19 protein-coding genes and 1 pseudogene are annotated in these 16,959 nt (G+C 43.3%); 8 read left to right on the forward strand and 12 right to left on the reverse strand.

What is annotated here, in order from left to right:
• Window positions 1–7: 7 nt before the first annotated feature.
• Both AU387_RS17260 and ecsA read right to left on the reverse strand, forming a co-directional pair.
• On the reverse strand, window positions 8–1,234 hold the full coding sequence (locus AU387_RS17260; protein ID WP_044156551.1) for an ABC transporter permease: 1,227 nt from the start codon (window positions 1,232–1,234) through the stop codon (window positions 8–10).
• A complete protein-coding gene (ecsA, locus tag AU387_RS17265) occupies window positions 1,227–1,970 on the reverse strand; it encodes an ABC transporter ATP-binding protein EcsA (protein ID WP_024120782.1) in 744 nt (247 codons plus the stop codon). The genes AU387_RS17260 and ecsA overlap by 8 nt, the downstream gene beginning before the upstream one ends.
• A 490-nt stretch (window positions 1,971–2,460) precedes the next feature.
• Between ecsA and AU387_RS17270 the strand changes: the two genes are divergently transcribed.
• From AU387_RS17270 to AU387_RS17280, 3 genes are all read left to right on the forward strand, one after another.
• Window positions 2,461–2,898 carry an HIT family protein gene (locus AU387_RS17270; RefSeq protein ID WP_059336381.1) on the forward strand — a complete coding sequence of 146 codons (438 nt, stop codon included), beginning with the start codon at window positions 2,461–2,463 and terminating at the stop codon, window positions 2,896–2,898.
• A gap of 147 nt (window positions 2,899–3,045) precedes the next feature.
• Window positions 3,046–4,125 (forward strand): 3-phosphoserine/phosphohydroxythreonine transaminase, encoded by a 1,080-nt coding sequence (gene serC / locus AU387_RS17275; protein WP_059336383.1) that lies wholly within the window; start codon window positions 3,046–3,048, stop codon window positions 4,123–4,125.
• Window positions 4,126–4,248: 123 nt separating this feature from the next.
• On the forward strand, window positions 4,249–4,767 hold the full coding sequence (locus AU387_RS17280) for a tryptophan transporter (RefSeq protein ID WP_059336385.1): 519 nt from the start codon (window positions 4,249–4,251) through the stop codon (window positions 4,765–4,767).
• 73 nt (window positions 4,768–4,840) lie between these two features.
• Here the strand turns inward: AU387_RS17280 and yhzF are convergent, their stop codons facing one another.
• On the reverse strand, window positions 4,841–5,032 hold the full coding sequence (gene yhzF, locus AU387_RS17285) for a membrane protein YhzF (RefSeq protein WP_024120779.1): 192 nt from the start codon (window positions 5,030–5,032) through the stop codon (window positions 4,841–4,843).
• A gap of 127 nt (window positions 5,033–5,159) precedes the next feature.
• On the opposite strand from yhzF, the gene AU387_RS17290 reads away from it, so the two are divergent.
• Both AU387_RS17290 and AU387_RS17295 read left to right on the forward strand, forming a co-directional pair.
• Window positions 5,160–5,516: a YtxH domain-containing protein gene (locus AU387_RS17290; protein ID WP_024120778.1), complete on the forward strand. Its 357-nt coding sequence runs from the start codon at window positions 5,160–5,162 to the stop codon at window positions 5,514–5,516.
• Window positions 5,517–5,693: 177 nt separating this feature from the next.
• Window positions 5,694–6,305: an HTH-type transcriptional regulator Hpr gene (locus AU387_RS17295; RefSeq protein WP_059336387.1), complete on the forward strand. Its 612-nt coding sequence runs from the start codon at window positions 5,694–5,696 to the stop codon at window positions 6,303–6,305.
• Here AU387_RS17295 and AU387_RS17300 read toward each other — a convergent pair.
• Window positions 6,302–6,643, reverse strand: coding sequence for a YhaI family protein (locus AU387_RS17300; RefSeq protein WP_024120776.1), 342 nt, complete (start codon window positions 6,641–6,643; stop codon window positions 6,302–6,304). The two genes, AU387_RS17295 and AU387_RS17300, sit on opposite strands and share 4 nt — an antisense overlap.
• A gap of 206 nt (window positions 6,644–6,849) precedes the next feature.
• Between AU387_RS17300 and AU387_RS17305 the strand changes: the two genes are divergently transcribed.
• Complete coding sequence (locus AU387_RS17305) at window positions 6,850–7,368, forward strand: DUF3267 domain-containing protein (protein ID WP_044156556.1); 519 nt, start codon at window positions 6,850–6,852, stop codon at window positions 7,366–7,368.
• A 71-nt stretch (window positions 7,369–7,439) separates the two neighbouring features.
• Window positions 7,440–7,658: a hypothetical protein gene (locus tag AU387_RS21350; protein ID WP_081638266.1), complete on the forward strand. Its 219-nt coding sequence runs from the start codon at window positions 7,440–7,442 to the stop codon at window positions 7,656–7,658.
• Between the two features lie 70 nt (window positions 7,659–7,728).
• Here AU387_RS21350 and yhzE2 read toward each other — a convergent pair whose 3' ends face one another.
• A complete protein-coding gene (yhzE2, locus tag AU387_RS17310; RefSeq protein ID WP_003155248.1) occupies window positions 7,729–7,815 on the reverse strand; it encodes a sporulation protein YhzE2 in 87 nt (28 codons plus the stop codon).
• Window positions 7,816–7,940: 125 nt separating this feature from the next.
• Window positions 7,941–8,027 carry a sporulation protein YhzE1 gene (gene yhzE1, locus AU387_RS21355; protein ID WP_003327753.1) on the reverse strand — a complete coding sequence of 29 codons (87 nt, stop codon included), beginning with the start codon at window positions 8,025–8,027 and terminating at the stop codon, window positions 7,941–7,943.
• A 159-nt stretch (window positions 8,028–8,186) separates the two neighbouring features.
• Between yhzE1 and AU387_RS17315 the strand changes: the two genes are divergently transcribed.
• Window positions 8,187–9,062 (forward strand): peptidylprolyl isomerase, encoded by an 876-nt coding sequence (locus tag AU387_RS17315; RefSeq protein WP_059336389.1) that lies wholly within the window; start codon window positions 8,187–8,189, stop codon window positions 9,060–9,062.
• Between the two features lie 41 nt (window positions 9,063–9,103).
• On the opposite strand, the gene AU387_RS17320 is transcribed toward AU387_RS17315, so the two are convergent.
• From AU387_RS17320 to AU387_RS17345, 6 genes and pseudogenes are all read right to left on the reverse strand, one after another.
• Complete coding sequence (locus AU387_RS17320; RefSeq protein WP_044156559.1) at window positions 9,104–9,316, reverse strand: sporulation YhaL family protein; 213 nt, start codon at window positions 9,314–9,316, stop codon at window positions 9,104–9,106.
• A gap of 124 nt (window positions 9,317–9,440) precedes the next feature.
• The gene (yhaM, locus tag AU387_RS17325; RefSeq protein ID WP_024120773.1) at window positions 9,441–10,385 is read right to left on the reverse strand and encodes a 3'-5' exoribonuclease YhaM; all 945 of its coding nucleotides are present in this window, start codon (window positions 10,383–10,385) and stop codon (window positions 9,441–9,443) included.
• A 73-nt stretch (window positions 10,386–10,458) separates the two neighbouring features.
• A pseudogene (locus AU387_RS17330) lies at window positions 10,459–13,355 on the reverse strand (ATP-binding protein).
• A 4-nt stretch (window positions 13,356–13,359) separates the two neighbouring features.
• Window positions 13,360–14,586 carry a metallophosphoesterase family protein gene (locus tag AU387_RS17335; RefSeq protein ID WP_059336391.1) on the reverse strand — a complete coding sequence of 409 codons (1,227 nt, stop codon included), beginning with the start codon at window positions 14,584–14,586 and terminating at the stop codon, window positions 13,360–13,362.
• A gap of 116 nt (window positions 14,587–14,702) precedes the next feature.
• Window positions 14,703–15,962 carry an ABC transporter permease gene (locus AU387_RS17340; protein WP_024120770.1) on the reverse strand — a complete coding sequence of 420 codons (1,260 nt, stop codon included), beginning with the start codon at window positions 15,960–15,962 and terminating at the stop codon, window positions 14,703–14,705.
• Entirely contained in the window at window positions 15,955–16,851 is an 897-nt protein-coding gene (locus tag AU387_RS17345; RefSeq protein WP_059336393.1) for an ABC transporter ATP-binding protein, read from the reverse strand. The genes AU387_RS17340 and AU387_RS17345 overlap by 8 nt, the downstream gene beginning before the upstream one ends.
• Between the last annotated feature and the right edge of the window lie 108 nt (window positions 16,852–16,959).

The raw sequence follows: 16,959 nt of genomic DNA on the forward strand, positions 1-16,959 counted from the left end.
TTTCAGATCACAGCTTTCCATGTTTTTTTAATCTGGCGGTCATGTAAGACGGCAGAATGACAAAGATCAAGACGGCAGAGCCGATCAGCGCGTACAGAAAACCTGCAGCGCCCGCAGCATACGCAGAGGCCGCTGCCATGAGCAGAGCCTGCACGCTAAGCGCAGTTTTTAATAGAGAGAAATAGCTTTTCAGCTTCGCTTCCTTTTTGACAGGATATAGCTCTTGAAGCGCCAGATGGTCAAAGTGGCCAAACAGCGGCAGAAGCTGAATGCCTGTGATAAAGACGGTAAACACAGTCAAAATCCCTGCGATCATCGGGCTTGCAGACGCATACATCATAATCAGCGCGAAAATAACGGTTAATCTGACTTGAATGCCTAGATAATCACTTGAACGCAAAAACGCGCGGGCAAACATATAAGCAAACGTTTTACGCTGTTCAAACGGCACAAACCGCAGCAAAAAGTCGAGATACGCTCTCCGTTTCGCTTGTTTCTTTAAATGCGGCACATCTGTAAACAGGTTGGCAATCCGGTAAAAACGCTGCTTGCGTCTCAATTCGTATTCAATATGGCTTTCCCATTTAAATGTTTTTCCTTTTGCAGCGGAAGACACATAAAGATAAAGAGCCGCCATAATGATATAGATCACAAGCGCATACACATAAACCGACTGAAAAACAAAATACAGAACGAGTGTATTAGCGGCAAAACGAATGACAAGATCCATCTGTTTCATGCTTCTGTCATTTTGAAACGTCATACGCCATTCCAAGGCCTGATTCCACGCTTTCAGCAGCAGAAGCTGTACAAATACCGCCGCGTACGACACGAGCGATGCTCCCGGCGTGACAGCGAAATAAAGCGGCATCGCTACGAGGCTCAATGCAATCAGCGGAAACAGCTGGGACACATAGCTGTAAACAAACGCCTGTCTCAAATACGGCTCCATCTTAGCCTCAAGCGGCAATAAGAAGACAAGGTCAGCCTCCTTTAAAAGCGTCCGCACATAAGATCCAGTCAGAACGAGTGAAAACAGAACGGCCATCACCCAAAAGGACGGAAAGTGAGCGGGAATGTCCCGTATCCATTTGCTGTACCAGCTCGCCGCACCTGCGATAAAAAAGATCAAAACGATAACGAGGTGATCGTTGAGCATATATTTCATGTACATTCTTGTTTCTTTAATATGCTCCTGCAGCCGTGACTGCCAAATATCCAGCATGTTATTCATGGCCAGCGTCTTCCTTTGTGAGCTCTAGATATAAATCATCCAGCGCCGCGTCCTTCATTCCAAACTGCTCTCTGAGCTCGGACAGCGTGCCGCGCGCCCGCACTTCGCCGTTATGTAAAATGATAAACGAATCACAATAGCGCTCCGCCGTTGCCAGGATGTGCGTTGACATCAGCACGCTCGCCCCGCTTTTCTTCGCTTCATTCATCCGCTCAAGCAAAGCATTGATTGCCAGCGGATCAAGTCCCAGAAACGGCTCATCAATGATGTAGAGCGCAGGCTCTGCTAAAAACGCACACATGATCATAACCTTCTGCTTCATCCCTTTAGAAAAATGCGCCGGGAACCACTTCAGCCTCTTTTCCATTCGGAATTCCTTTAACAGCGGCGGCAATCTTTTTTCCATCGTTTCTTTTGATAGGCCGTATGCCATCGCCGTCAATTCAAGGTGTTCCATCAGCGTCAGTTCTTCATATAAAACGGGTGTCTCAGGAATATAAGTGAATTGGGACCGATAGCCTTCCCGATCCTCAGCAAAGGTTTTCCCGTTTAACTCAATAGATCCTTTATGCGGGTCCATCAGCCCGATGATATGTCTGATTGTTGTACTTTTACCTGCACCATTTAAACCGATTAAACCGACAATTTGGTTCGGTTCAAGGGTGAATGACACGTTTTTCAAAACCGGATTTCTCGTATAACCGCCGGTTAAGTCTTTTACCGATAGCAGAGACATAGTTTCTCCCCTTATATTGTTTTTCTTCATAGTACCAAAAACAAAGCCTGATTTGAAACAATTCCCTTTTAACAAATGATGAATTTGCTGTCATAAAGAGACAGGTTTCTGGACAATATAATCGTTGTAGAGGAAAAAGCATATCAACTGAAAAATGAGGTGTTTGTCAAAGACGTCTTAGGCACAGTTGGACAGAAAATAAACATGTCCTATGCTCAAACCTTTTTGCATTCACTGAATTGATGAATCTTCATTTCTGAAGCTGACTATCAAATGAGGTGTTTATCGCAGGAATCGTTAAGCATTAAACAAGTCTTCATTTTATTGACAAATGAGGTGCTTACCAAAGGCATATCACATTTTCTTTATAAAGCTGATTCCTCTGCATTCAGGGTGAACGCTCCGCCGTTCATCCTGTTTTCTATTTTCTTCATTTCTGTGGTACGATGAGTTTATACATAAAAAAACAATTTCATAAGGAGGAACCCTCATGCATAGTGCAGAGAATTGTATCTTTTGTAAAATTATCGCCGGCGAAATCCCGTCAGCAAAGGTTTATGAAGATGAACATGTGCTGGCATTTCTCGATATCAGCCAAGTGACGAAAGGCCACACCCTCGTTATCCCGAAAACCCATATTGAAAATGTTTACGAATTTACAGACGAATTAGCGAAACAATATTTTCACGCCGTTCCGAAAATTGCCCGCGCCATAAGGGATGAATTTGAACCGATCGGCTTAAATACGTTAAACAACAACGGCGAAAAAGCAGGACAATCTGTTTTCCATTACCATATGCATATTATCCCGCGCTACGGAAAAGGAGACGGATTCGGAGCAGCGTGGAAAACACATGCGGATGATTACAAACCGGAAGATCTCCAAGACATTTCTTCATCCATTGCCAAACGCTTGGCCTCATCATAAAGATGAGGTTTTTTTATTTGTGAACAATTCGCAAATATTCGTCATTTTCTTTTGATAATTCTAATTTTTTATCAAAAAAACTGAATTTTTGTGATAGGATAATTGTATTATTTATTACATTAACGTGGAAAACAGGGAGAGATCATGATGGAACGTACAACGAATTTTAACGCAGGTCCTGCAGCGCTGCCATTAGAAGTTCTGCAAACAGCACAGAAAGAGTTTATTGATTTTAATGAATCCGGCATGTCCGTTATGGAGCTTTCCCACCGCAGTAAAGAATATGAAGCGGTGCATCAAAAAGCGAAAAGCTTGCTGATTGAACTGATGGGCATCCCGGAAGACTATGACATTCTGTTTCTTCAAGGCGGGGCAAGCCTTCAATTCTCAATGCTTCCGATGAACTTTTTAACACCTGAAAAAACCGCTCATTTTGTGATGACAGGCGCTTGGTCTGAAAAAGCGCTCGCTGAAGCGAAACTGTTCGGAAACACATCTGTGACGGCGACAAGCGAATCAGACAATTACAGCTACATTCCCGAGGTTGACCTTACAGATGTAAAAGACGGCGCATATTTACATATTACATCTAACAATACGATTTTCGGCACACAGTGGCAGGAATTCCCGAATTCTCCAATTCCGCTCGTCGCTGACATGTCCAGCGATATTTTAAGCCGAAAAATCGATGTATCCAAATTTGACGTCATTTACGGCGGTGCCCAAAAAAACCTTGGCCCTTCAGGTGTTACCGTTGTCGTAATGAAAAAATCATGGCTGCAAAATGAAAATGACAACGTTCCGAAAATCCTTAAATATTCAACACATGTCAAAGCGGATTCTCTTTACAACACTCCGCCTACATTTGCCATTTATATGCTGAGCCTCGTCCTTGAATGGCTGAAGAAAAACGGCGGAGTTGAAGCGGCTGAACAGCGCAACGAACAAAAAGCACAGGTTCTTTACAGCTGCATTGACGAAAGCAATGGCTTCTATAAAGGCCATGCCAGAAAGGACAGCCGTTCACGCATGAACGTTACCTTTACGCTCCGTGATGACGAATTAACGAAAAAGTTCATTCAGGAGGCAAAAGAAAGAAAAATGGTAGGCCTTGGCGGACATCGTTCAGTAGGAGGCTGCCGTGCTTCCATTTATAATGCGGTGTCACTGGAAGACTGTGAAAAATTAGCTGCGTTCATGAAGAAATTCCAGCAGGAAAATGAGTAAAAAGTCTGGCTGTGCAAACCATTCGTTTGGTATACTGTTTGCATAACAAATTCTTTAAGCCTTCGCAATAAATGATGAGCATATTATTGGAGGGCAAAAAGCTTAGCAGAGGAGAGCATAGTTATGAAAACAAAAGAGTTAGTCATTATGGCTCTGTTTGCCGCAATCGGCGCAGCGCTCCATTCCATTATTCCGCCCTTTTTAGGCGGGATGAAACCAGATATGATGCTGATCATGATGTTTATGGGCATCCTTCTGTTCCCGCGGGTGCAAAATGTACTCGTTATCGGGATTGTGACCGGAATCATTTCAGCTCTTACAACCGCGTTTCCGGCCGGACAGATTCCGAATATCATTGACAAACCTGTATCAGCGTTTCTGTTTTTCTTCCTGTTCCTTCTGGTCAGAAAGAGCCAGAAAACAGCTTCAGCCGCAGTGCTGACATTCATCGGCACCATCTTATCAGGAACTGTATTTTTAACGTCAGCTTTATTTATCGTCGGTTTGCCTGGCGGTTTCGCCGCATTATTCGCCGCAGTCGTTCTTCCGGCAGCTGTATTGAATACAATTGCCATGATCATGATGTATCCGATTGTGCAAACCATTTTAAGACGCTCAAGTTTTATGGAAGCTGCAAAATAAATGTGACACAAAACCTCTTCCGCTTCCGGGAGAGGTTTTTTTAAAAAAAGAGCCCGCAGCATGTCAGCATGTTTTAAGCGAGGAGTTTTGTGAAAAAGATAAGACATAGTGTAAAGGCGGTTCCGGTTGAACAAACAAGCGCTTTCTGCCGGATGACTTTCTTAGGCGGATAAGAAGCAGCCTGGCTGAGAAGTCTGATATAGTAAATGGCGCCTGTTGCAAAGGCAAGGGTGATGCAGGATAACACAATCATAAAGACAGACAACCTTCTCCCTCCTTTTCACTTAAAAAATATGCTAAAATAAAGCAAGCTATGTATAGAAGTTCATTCTTCGAACAAAATTGAAAAAGTTGCACGTATCATATTTCAAGAAAAAAACGGGGTGATTTTAATGGCGGACGGACGTTCTCTATTAACAGGACTATTCGTGGGCGGCATCATCGGAGGTGCTGCAGTTCTTCTATCAGCACCTTCTTCAGGTAAACAGCTGCGTGAAAAAATCAAAACCAATTGCGATTCTTTTGAAGAAACGATCAAGCGCTTAAAATCAGACGGCTTAACTTTAAAGGACCAGCTAGTGAAAGCGGCAAAAGAAAGTGCAGATGTCATTAAAGACGTGAGCGGTGAACTGCAAACCTCAATTAAAAAATGGCAGGAAGAGATCAAACCTCATCAGCAGGATCTTCAAAAAGAAATCGCCGATATTGAAGAAAAAATCAAACAGCTGGAGAAAACCTTACAAAACTAATATCCTATTCAAAGGAAAAAAGTGCGGGTCAAAACATGACCTGCACTTTTTTTATTCGCAAAAGCCTTTCCTAGCAATGGCTCAAGAATTTATTAAAAAATTCTTACATTTTCATCTTTATTAATCTTTATTTTATTGGCATAATAGAGAAAAAGATAAAGAGAAGCAGGTGACGTAATGAATCAAGTGGAACCGCCTTATGATGTGAAAGAGGCTCTGGTCTTCACCCAGAAAATGGCTCAGCTTAGCAAAGCTCTTTGGAAATCGATTGAGAAGGATTGGCAGCAATGGCTCAAACCGTATGACCTGAATATTAATGAGCACCATATTTTATGGATTGCTTATCAGCTGAATGGAGCTTCCATTTCTGAAATTGCAAAGTTCGGAGTCATGCACGTTTCAACGGCACTTAACTTTTCAAAAAAGCTTGAAGAACGCGGGTATTTAAGGTTTTCAAAACGGCTGAACGATAAACGAAACACATATGTTCAGCTGACTGAGGAAGGAACTGAGGTATTCTGGAGCTTGCTTGAAGAATTTGATCCGACGCGCAACGCGGTTTTTAAAGGGTCACAGCCTCTGTATCATTTATTCGGAAAGTTCCCTGAAGTGGCAGAAATGATGTGTATGATCCGCCATATATACGGCGATGATTTTATGGAAATCTTTGAAACATCACTCACAAATATCGACAACGACTTTGAAAGCGTAAACGGAAAACTGAAGAAAAAAGCAACGGACACTGCTGCGGATGAATCAGCCGAAGAACTTGAACCTGTAAACAGTTAATCAAAGTGTCTGATAATGTCTATAAAAACTTCCATCAGTTCTTTATAAAGCCCCTGCTCATACAGGGCAAAAATCGTTTCATGAACATCTAATTTTTCGTTCAGCTGTCCGGCAAAAAGCGCAAGGAGCTTATCAAAGGTTACAAATCCTTGCGCTTTTTGTGCTGCCAGCTCCTCCGACAATTCACCGCATATGCGCACAACCTCTTCCCCTTCTTCTCTGCTCAGCCCTTTATCAATCAGCAGCGCATAGAAAGGGTACCTGTCCATATCCACTGTTTTCACTAATAATTGTATGTAATATTCCAATCGCTCAATGCGATGATCCATCGAATCCATCCACACCACTTCTTTCTATCTTTAATCTTATTTTAGCTGATAATTCACTGAGAAGAAAGTTCTAACCCCATATTTCATAGATTGTTTGCCCCTTTCAAAAAAATACCTATTGAAAGATATTTTTTCTTAAAAAAGCATTGATTTTTTTCTTGGGAGGAGTAAATTATTTTGAGATTCTATTCAAGATGTACGGAAGGATGACTTTGATGAATTGCTGGAAAACCATAAATCTGATGAAAGATTATGGTGCCGTTCGCATAATATTGATTGCTGTGTGTTTCATGATTATGGTTTTTATATCTAACTTCTTAGCATTTGAGCTGTTGCGGCCTAAAACAAGCTTGAGCGATGAATATGTACCGCTGTTCGGCGTTTTGCTCGTCGTTATTTTATTTGTACATAAAGTCATCCATGTCCTGCCGATCATCTGCAAAAAAAGAAAAATAGAAAAAAAGATTTATATATGGCGTATGCGAACGTGGAAACGAATACCGAAAACGACGATGCTGATTTCACTGTTAAGCCCTTTTATGCTGATAACACCTGTATTATTTTACGCCGCGCTGGCGTTTCCGAATCACGCCCATTACTTCTGCATGATTTCAGGCATTCATGCAGGCTACTGTCTGCCGGACTTTTTGCTGGCTCTGAAGCTGATGCAAGCACCGAAAGCATGCTTTATCGATCAGGAAGCAGACGGCTTTGATATTTTGGTCGAAAAGTAGCTGACGCTTGGCGCTGTGCCGATTTTTCAGTTTACATTCTATCTTTTTTGATAAATATTTGGTAATGTAATATGGGAGCAGTTCAGAGAGAGGGGGAATCTCCCATCATTTTATTCTATTTTATCGTGACTGCCTTGTTTATTGTTTACTTTATAAACAGGCTCACCAATACATTATGCCTTGTCAGAGAGATTCCTGAAGAGCGCCAGGATAAGGTATTTCGATTTATCAATGTATGTATATTAATTTTACTGATCTCTTCATTTGTGGAGATATCCTTTACTGTTTAAATATGAAGGAAGTAAAGAAAGCATAGCTGCCGGTCTCGCTAGAACCGGCAGCTATGCTTTTTTGCATTGATTAGTAAAGCCAAGAAGCGCCGATGATAATCAACAAGATAAATAAGACGACCAATAAAGCGAAACCGCCTGCAAATACTTCACCCATCTTAAAAAGCACCTCCTGTAAAAAGCTTTATTTTCCAATTACATCTTATGCAGTTAATTGATGAAACGATTAGGCGCTTGTGAAAGCAAAGGATCGCTTATTCAACAAGCGATCCCTTTTGCTGCTTAGTAGATGTAAGCTGCACCTACAATGATAAGCAAAATGAACAGTACAACAAGCAAAGCGAAACCGTTTGAATATCCTCCGCTCATGTTACATACCTCCTTTTCTTGATCAATATATTTGTATGTCATCAGCGAAAGTTTGACTAGACGAATGCCCTTTATTTAAAATCTTTTTACAGAAAGCCACAATATGTTATGATACGCATAGGCAATTCAATTTGGAATGATTAGGAGTGTTTGAAAACAATGAAGAAAATCGCAATAGCAGCTATCACTGCTACAAGCATCCTCGCTCTCAGTGCTTGCAGCAGCGGCGACAAAGAAGTCATCGCAAAAACAGACGCAGGCGATGTGACAAAAGGCGAACTTTACACAAACATGAAAAAACAAGCTGGAGCGAGCGTCCTCACTCAGCTGGTGCAAGAAAAAGTTTTGGACAAGAAATACAAAGTATCAGATAAAGAAATTGACAACAAGATGAAAGAATACAAAACACAGCTCGGCGATCAATATACTGCGTTAGAAGATCAATATGGAAAAGATTACCTCAAAGAACAAGTTAAATATGAATTGCTTACACAAAAAGCAGCTAAAGATAACATCAAGGTTACAGATGACGAAATTAAAGAATACTGGGAAAACTTAAAAGGCCAAATTCGCGCAAGCCACATCCTTGTCGCTGACAAAAAGACAGCTGAGGAAGTAGAGAAAAAGCTGAAAAAAGGTGAGAAATTTGATGCCCTTGCGAAGGAATACTCTACAGACACAGGCTCAGCTAAAAACGGTGGCGAACTTGGCTGGATTTCAAAAGATAACGAACAACTGGATTCCACATTCAGAAAAGCTGCATTCAAGTTGAAAACAAACGAAGTCAGCGACCCTGTGAAAACACAATTTGGCTACCATATCATCAAAAAGACTGAAGAACGCGGAAAATATGAAGATATGAAAAAAGAGCTGAAATCTGATGTTCTCGACCAAAAACTTAATGACAACACAGCTGTGCAGGCAGCCGTTCAAAAAGTAATGAAAAAAGCTGACATCGATGTGAAAGATAAAGATTTGAAGGATACATTTAAAACTTCTGCTTCTACTAGCGGTTCTTCAAACAGTTCTAAATAATAAAAAAAGCTGTGCAGGCTCACTGAGCTGCGCAGCTTTTTTTATGCGATGGAATGATTTTGGTTTTCTTCCTCACGCTGCTGGGACGTGCGGCGTTCTTTTTCTTTTTCCATCCTTTCAATATAAACCTGACCTTCTTTTTCAATAAAAGACTGGTCTAACTTATCTTCCTCTTTGGCTGCTGAAACCAGCTTATATGCACTGAAAATGATACCCACAATACAAAGATATACCCACCATGGAAAAAACAACACGGGCTTCTCCCCCTTTTGCATAGATTCTTTATTTTTAACCTTATGCAGGAATGAGACAGGTTATGAGCGGGAAAAGCATGTAAAAAAGGACTGAGCTGAACATGTCAGCATCAGTCCTTTTTGATTATTGATGAAAAGTCGGTTTATAAAAGGAACGGTTTTCAAGTGCGAATACACGTTCAGTGTACTCACCCGGCTTCACGCGCTCCAGCGCTCTGTCCATCATATTCATTTTCGCATCCAGATTATCAATATAGTGCAAAATTTCCGCTTCTTTTACCATCGGCGGTTTTGGGCTGCCCCACTCTGCTTTGCCGTGATGGCTCAGAATCAAGTGCTGAAGAATCAACACCTCTTCAGAATCGATTTGAAGCTCCTCAGCCGCTTTGGACAGCTCTGTGACCATAATGGAAATATGGCCAAGCAGATTGCCTTCTACTGTATAGGAAGTGGAAACGGGCCCGGACAGCTCTTTCACTTTTCCGAGATCGTGAAGGATAACTCCTGCATAAAGAAGATCACGGTCAAGAGACGGATATAAATCAGCAATTGCTTTTGCCAGATTCAGCATAGAGACGACGTGATACGCTAAACCTGAGACAAACTCGTGATGATTTTTCGTAGCCGCCGGGTAATCCATAAATTCTGCTTCGTGCTTTTTGACCAAATATCTTGTTATCCGCTGGATATTTGGATTTTTCATTTCAAATATATATTGAGTGATGGTATCCAGCATTTCATTTTTCGGAATCGGCGCAGTTTCCAAAAAATCATCAATATTGACGTTTTCATTCTCGCTCACCGGTCTGATATTTCTCAGCTTCAGCTGGGTGCGTCCGCGGTAATGGTGGACATCCCCCACAACCTTAACGATCGTCTGCGGCGCATAGGTTACTTCATCACTTTGCTTGGCATCCCACAGCTTGGCTTCAATATCACCTGACTGGTCTTGAAGCATCAGAGTTAAAAACGGTTTTCCATTGCTTGCAATCCCTTTTGTTAAGGATTTTATCAATAGATATTGGTCAACCTGTTCGCCAACCTCATGTAGCATAATCCCTTTAGCCATACTATTAAAGCTCCCTCCGTATCTTACATAATATCAGTATATCACATACCGATTTTCAGCTATATAACCTCATTTATGATACTAAATGGATGATTTGATCACTTTGAAACGCATTTTTTACATGTTCATGGCATGTAAAATAGAAAATCTGCCGTTCTCCTCCTGATAAAACAGCAAGCATTTCCAGCACACGGTTCAGACGTTTCTGATCGAAATGTACAAAGCTGTCGTCGAGCTGGAATGGCAGCATTGCCCCATCCTGACGAGTAACGGCCAGAGCGAAACGAATTGCTGTATACAGCTGTTCACACGTGCCCTGAGACAGCTCTTCCGCCTGAAATACCGTTCCAGCGCTGTTCATGACCATGATGGAATCATCTGTTTCGGAAAAATAAATCGATTGATAGCTGCCGTCAGTCAGCGGGCGGAAGAATTCTCCAGCCGTCTCCAAAAGACGCGGCAGGCCGACTTTTTTATGCCGCTCCATTTTGTTTCTGATCACATGTCTGACCATTTGAATCGATGCCCATTTTTTTGCAGATTCTTTCACACGCTCTTTTTGCATTTCGGTTTGCAATTTGAGATCCGAGACCAATCCCGAAGCCTCTAGCTGTTCCTGTTTGACCAAAACCATTGCGATTTGAGCGCGCAGCTGTTTCAGCTCCTCATCGAGCCGTTCTTTTTTTCATGTTCCTGCAGTCGTTTTTGTTCCAATTCAGAAAGAGTGCCGGAGTCCGCCAGATGAAGTTCTGCTGAGCTGACACCTTGAAGCTGCGCATTTACGTTATACAGCTTTGTGTCAGTATCCTTCAATTTCTTGCTGATGTCGGCTATGGCGAAAAACTCATTTCTGTCTTTTGCACCCGCCTCAGTGAATAATTGTTCGATCTGCGCTTGGAAATACCGTATCTCTTGCTCCAGCTCCAGCACCTGCTCTTCGTGATATTGGATATCTGTTTCAATTTCTCTTTTTTGCTTCTCGATCTCTTTTTCGCGTTCTGCATTTTTCCGCAGTGCGTGAAGGACATCAGCCACGGGGGTTTGAGAATCGTTTTTGTCAGGATGCAGCATTCTGACGCGTTCCTCAAATGTCCGCCGATGCTTTTGAAGTCTCCCGGTTTCGATCGTTAGCTCATGTTTTTTCTTCACTTCTTTTTTTACATCCTTCATTACATTGTAAGCATCCAGCAAGAAGGAAGGGTCTTCCTTAAATCCGAGTTCATTCATGAATTGCTCAGCTTGGCTGAAGGAGGGAGCCATATCGGCCTCCCATTGTTCGAATTGCTGGATGATCCTTTCGTAAGCTGCCTCTTTCTGCTGGAGCTCTGCCCGCAACGATGTGAGGTGCTGTTTATTGCGGTCATCCTCCCATAACGCTTCTCTAATCGCTTCGGCTTCTCGCGGAGAAATATCCGTCTCTGGCTCTTTCCTCTCCCTTACTTCTTCAGAAGACAGCGGCTTTCTGCCAGTTGTAAAGGCATACAGCATGAGTGCAGCGCCGACACATATGGCTGGAATCCATTGCCCCAGCAGCAGAAAGAGAACCATGAAGAGAATGCCTGCTGCAATCATGATCTTCTTGTGTTTCGCCTGCTGCCTTTCGAAGAACTTCAGCTGTTCCCTCAGTTTCATCTGCTCTTGATGCTGTCCCTGTGCTTTATCATATGCTGTAAGAGCGGCTTCTTTTTCTTTTCTTTGGCTGTTTTCAAGTATAGCGGAAGATACGTCACGAACTGCCCTTTCAGCGTCTTCCAGCTCGCGCCGCGCCGCTTCAAACGCTTCGTCGAGCTGTCTTTTTCTGTCTCTTGCCTGCACGTAATGCCGCACCGCCTGCTGGAGCTGCCATTCATAGTCATAGGACGTGTTCATATTCAGCAGTTCATTTTCATCTGTTTTATTCAGCTGCTCCAGCCCGGCCGCTGCCTGTGAAGAGGACTGGCGCAGCTGAGCCTGGATGGCGGCAAGCTGTTCCCCGTAGGATTGGTACATATGATATGCTGATGATAGCTCTAGAATAAGCGCTTCATTCGCCAATATATCCTCATTCGGGTTAAGCTTTTGCAGCTGTTTGTCCAACTCTGCAAGCTTTACCCGAAGCGCCTCCAGCTGTGCGGATTTCGGATGAAGATGGGATTCATACTTTTCTAATCGATGTAATCCGTCAGCAGGGAATTGCCCCGCATGCTCCGGATATTGTCCAAGCGCCTGTTCCAGCACAGTTTTTTCGATTAGCACCGGCTTCAGTTCAATGGCTCTGTCGATGTTTCGAATATGTTCCGCAGTCTCTTTCAGCTCTGTTTCAGCAGCAGCAAGACGGGATTCGAGCGTTCTTTTCTCCTCAAGTAGCTGATGATAGCCCGCCTCCTCCGCTTCAGCCTGCTTCAGCTTTGCTGCCAGCTGCTTCAGCGTTTCCAGCTCCTGATTCAAATGAGGGTTTCGGCCGTTTGGTTTAAAGAGCCTTTCGCTTTCCTTCATCAGTCTTGAATCAAGCTTTGATACGGCTTCAGCGCCAAACAGACTGGAAAACAGCAGGAATTCTCCAATCTTGTCCCGATTAAAGGCGTGAATTTCCTGCAATCCGAATACGTCAAACGAATAAATGGCTTTGTACAGCGCCCTGTCCGTACCCTGGAACAGCTGCTTCAGAAAATCTTCCTGCTTTACTTCTCCGGTTTCTGTGTACACCCTTACCTTCTCAGCGGTTCCTTTCGTCCGTTCAATCTTCATCACGCCGTATTCAGGGTGCTCAGCCTCAATAACACCGCCATACACACCGCCTGATTTCGGTTCATATTTTTTCGATTTCGGAAAACCAAACAGCATGCTTTCGATAAATGACATCATCGTCGTTTTTCCTGCCTCATTTAATCCGTAGATTAATTGGACAGGCGAGGCGGAAAAGTGAAAGGTTCGATTTGAAAATTTTCCGTATTGGTAGATATGTATTGATATGATTCGCATAACTTTCACCGCCTCATGACTCAAGCACCTTAAGCTGTCTTTTCAATAAAACCTGTGCCTGCTCTTTTATTTCCTTTATCTCCTCTTGACTAAACCGGTCTGCGTGTCTCCTATATACAGGATGCCGCTCAAGTCCTTCAAGCACACCTGCAAGATCAGTCTGTTCAATGTCTTCCAATAAACCGCCGAAAAAAGGATCAAGGCTCTTAAGCTCTGCTTCATTTTCCGTCTCATCTTCCAATGAGAGTGGCCATATAAAATTCTCCTCGTCCACCTCTTGCTCCTGAAAGGCTTCAAGGAGCTCGTCCAGTGAACCTCTCGGCGCATCCGATAACCATTCTGGCGCGGTCCCCTGTAATACGAGCTTCACACAAGCAGGAGTCCCTTTTTTCCGCAGCTTTGAAAACGTGTCCTCGACAATTTGAAAGAGCGCGGTTATATTCTCTATCGCTGACACATCAACTTCTGCTTTCTCCCACAGAACGTCATGCGCTTTCTTAAATTCATAGGAAATATCTCCGCGCTCCACACGGACAAGATAAAAGCCTTTATCTCCTGTCTCCTTCATATGGCGCGCTTGAGGATTTCCCGGATATATCACGGCCGGCTTCCCGGCAGAAAGAACCTGGCGTTTGTGAATATGGCCAAGCGCCCAATAATCCATCCCGCTTTTCACAAGATCATCCTGAGTAAACGGGCAATATGGATCGTGTCCTTCAGATCCTGATAACGTGCCGTGGAGCATCCCGATATGAAAGGGCGCGTCAGTTGATCTCCGGTAGCGGGCGGCTTGGTTTTCCGTCACAGCTCTGGTCTGATAGCTGAAACCGTAAATGCTTGCTGCGCGCCTGCCATCCTTATAAAACGATTTTTCTTCAGGGACTGGGGATGTAAACATGTGAACATTCTCCGGCCATTCAATCGGCGTCCATTCTCCGCCGAGATGATCATGGTTCCCAAAAATCACATAGACTGAAATCCCGTACTCTCTAAGTCTATCGAACTGTTTTTTTAAAAAGAGCTGCGCCTTTAAACTTCGATTGGCCTCATCAAACAAATCCCCCGCCAGCAAAACGAAATCAACGTTCTCTGTGATTGCAGCGTCTATGATATGTCTCACGCTTGAAAACGTGCTTTCTTTGATCCGGACAAAAATGGGTTCCGGCAGATGCGATATCCCGTAAAACGGGCTGTCGAGATGAAGATCTGCCGCATGAATAAAGGTTAGATCAGTCAACATTCTGCTCCTTTCCAGGATGAAGTACCCTTATTTTAGCACCGATTTCTTACGAATGCACGTTCTGTCAAAACGAATACAATCAAAAACAGCCTGAGCATCCCCAGGCTGTTTTCCAATCAGCTTTTTGACAAACGCAGCGCTTGTTTGATTGCTTTAAACGCGCTTGAGTTGCCGTAAATCAAGACGCCGCCTTTATAAATTCTGGCGCCGATGACAGCAAGTATGATAATGGTGAGCAGTGTTATCCCGATGCCGGCTGCTGCCTGCCAAAACGGAATATCAAGCATGCCGACGCGTAAGAACATAATCATCGGCGTAAAGAACGGGATAAACGATGTGACCGTAATAAATCCTGCGTCCGGAGCGTTTAGTCCGAACATGGCAATCATAAAACCGGCAACCACCAACAGCGTCATCGGTGTGATCGTTTGCTGCACGTCCTCTATTCTGCTGACGACGCTGCCAAGAAACGCGGCCAGTGTCGCATATAAAAAGTAACCGAGCAAAAAGAAAATAACAGCATATATCACGGTAGAAACGGGAACGTCGGTCAGATTAAGAAAACCGCCGACAGATGAAGCCGTTTCGCTCGTTTTGTTCAGCTTCAGCGATAGATATCCGGCAGAAATAATGACAGCAAGCTGTGTTATTCCGACGAGCCCGATGCCTAACAGCTTTGCAAACATTTGCTGGATCGGCGGCATGCTTGAGATGAGGATTTCCATGACACGCGAAGATTTTTCGGTCGCAACCTCCATCGCAATCATGCTGGCATACATAATAACGGAGAAATATATGACAAACAGCATAATGTAAACAAGCCCCATCGCCTGCCCCAGCTCTTCCTCAGACTTTGCCCCCTCTTTCAGCGCCTCCTGCCCGACAGTGACAGGCGCATAGAGGCTGCTGATGGTTTCCTGCGAAACGCCGAGCTCCTCTGTTCCAACAGCGGTTTTTGTTTGTGTTAACGCCTGCTGCAGTGTTTGATACGTACTTTCATCTGAAATCGTTAACGCTTTGTACGTCCCTGAGATCGTCCCTTTTTCATCTCTTTTGATAATGAGCATCCCATCAAGCGTTTCCTCTTTGACTTGCTTTATAACCTTTTCCTCTGATTGCTTAGACTGCTTTACATCAAGATCGCTGTCTGTATCGACTGCTTTCAGCTGCTTAGAGAAAATCGGATATAATTCGTTTGTTTCATCAATAACAGCAATTTTCTCTTTTGTATCTTCTCCTTGAAACATGGAAATGATCGATTCTAAATTGGTGACAGCCAATACAAGCAGAACCGTAATGACAGTAGAAATAATAAAAGACTTTGCCATAATCTTATTTTTGTATGTATGAGAAAGCATGATCAAAAATTTATTCATAGACGGCCCCCACCTTTTCTATAAAAATATCATGGAGTGACGGCTCTTCAAGCTCAAACTTTCGAATAAATCCTTTTCCTTGGAGCATGGCGAAGATCTCTTGAGAGATGTCTTCATTGGCAATTTGCAGCTTTACGCCGCCTGCCGTTTCTTTCCATTGCGTAATTCCTTCATGCCCCTGTAAAAAATGCAGATCGTCATCGGAATGAATGGTCACATTCTTTTTGCCGAATGAACGTTTAATTTCCTTCAGTCTGCCTTGCACAACAGGTTTCCCTTTTTGCAAAATACAAAGGTGCTCACACAACTCCTCGACATGCTCCATCCGATGGCTGGAAAATAAAATCGAGACACCGCTGTTTTTCAAAGAGATAACAGCCTCCTTCAACAGCTCGACATTGACAGGGTCCAGCCCGCTGAATGGCTCATCGAGAATCAGCAGCTCAGGCTTATGTAAAACCGACGAAATAAACTGGATTTTCTGCTGGTTTCCTTTTGAAAGCTCTTCTACTTTTTTATTCTCGTATTCTGTTATATTGAAGCGTTCAAGCCATGTTCCGAGCTCTTTTACGGCTTCGCGTTTCTCCATGCCTTTTAATCTTGCCAGATAGACAAGCTGGTCCTTTACCTTCATTTTCGGATATAGTCCGCGCTCTTCCGGCAAATATCCGATTTTGTTGCTCATACTGTAGTTGACGGGACGGCCTTTCCAGCTGATCGTACCCTCCGTAATGCTTAATAAGCCGAGAATCATGCGAAAGGTCGTCGTTTTTCCCGCTCCGTTTGCGCCTAAGAGGCCAAACATTTGCTGTTCCGGAATTTCCAAATTCAAACCGTCAACCGCTTTATAACCTCCAAATGTCTTCGTTACGTGATCAATCGTCAGCACCGAATCTCCTCCTTCCCTGACCCATTATATACTATATTTGGTTAAAACATAATAAAGGATTTTGGTTTGCTATTTAGAATATAAATGAAGAAAGAACGATAAATGATG

This window comes from Bacillus halotolerans (genome assembly GCF_001517105.1).
Taxonomy (GTDB): domain Bacteria; phylum Bacillota; class Bacilli; order Bacillales; family Bacillaceae; genus Bacillus; species Bacillus halotolerans.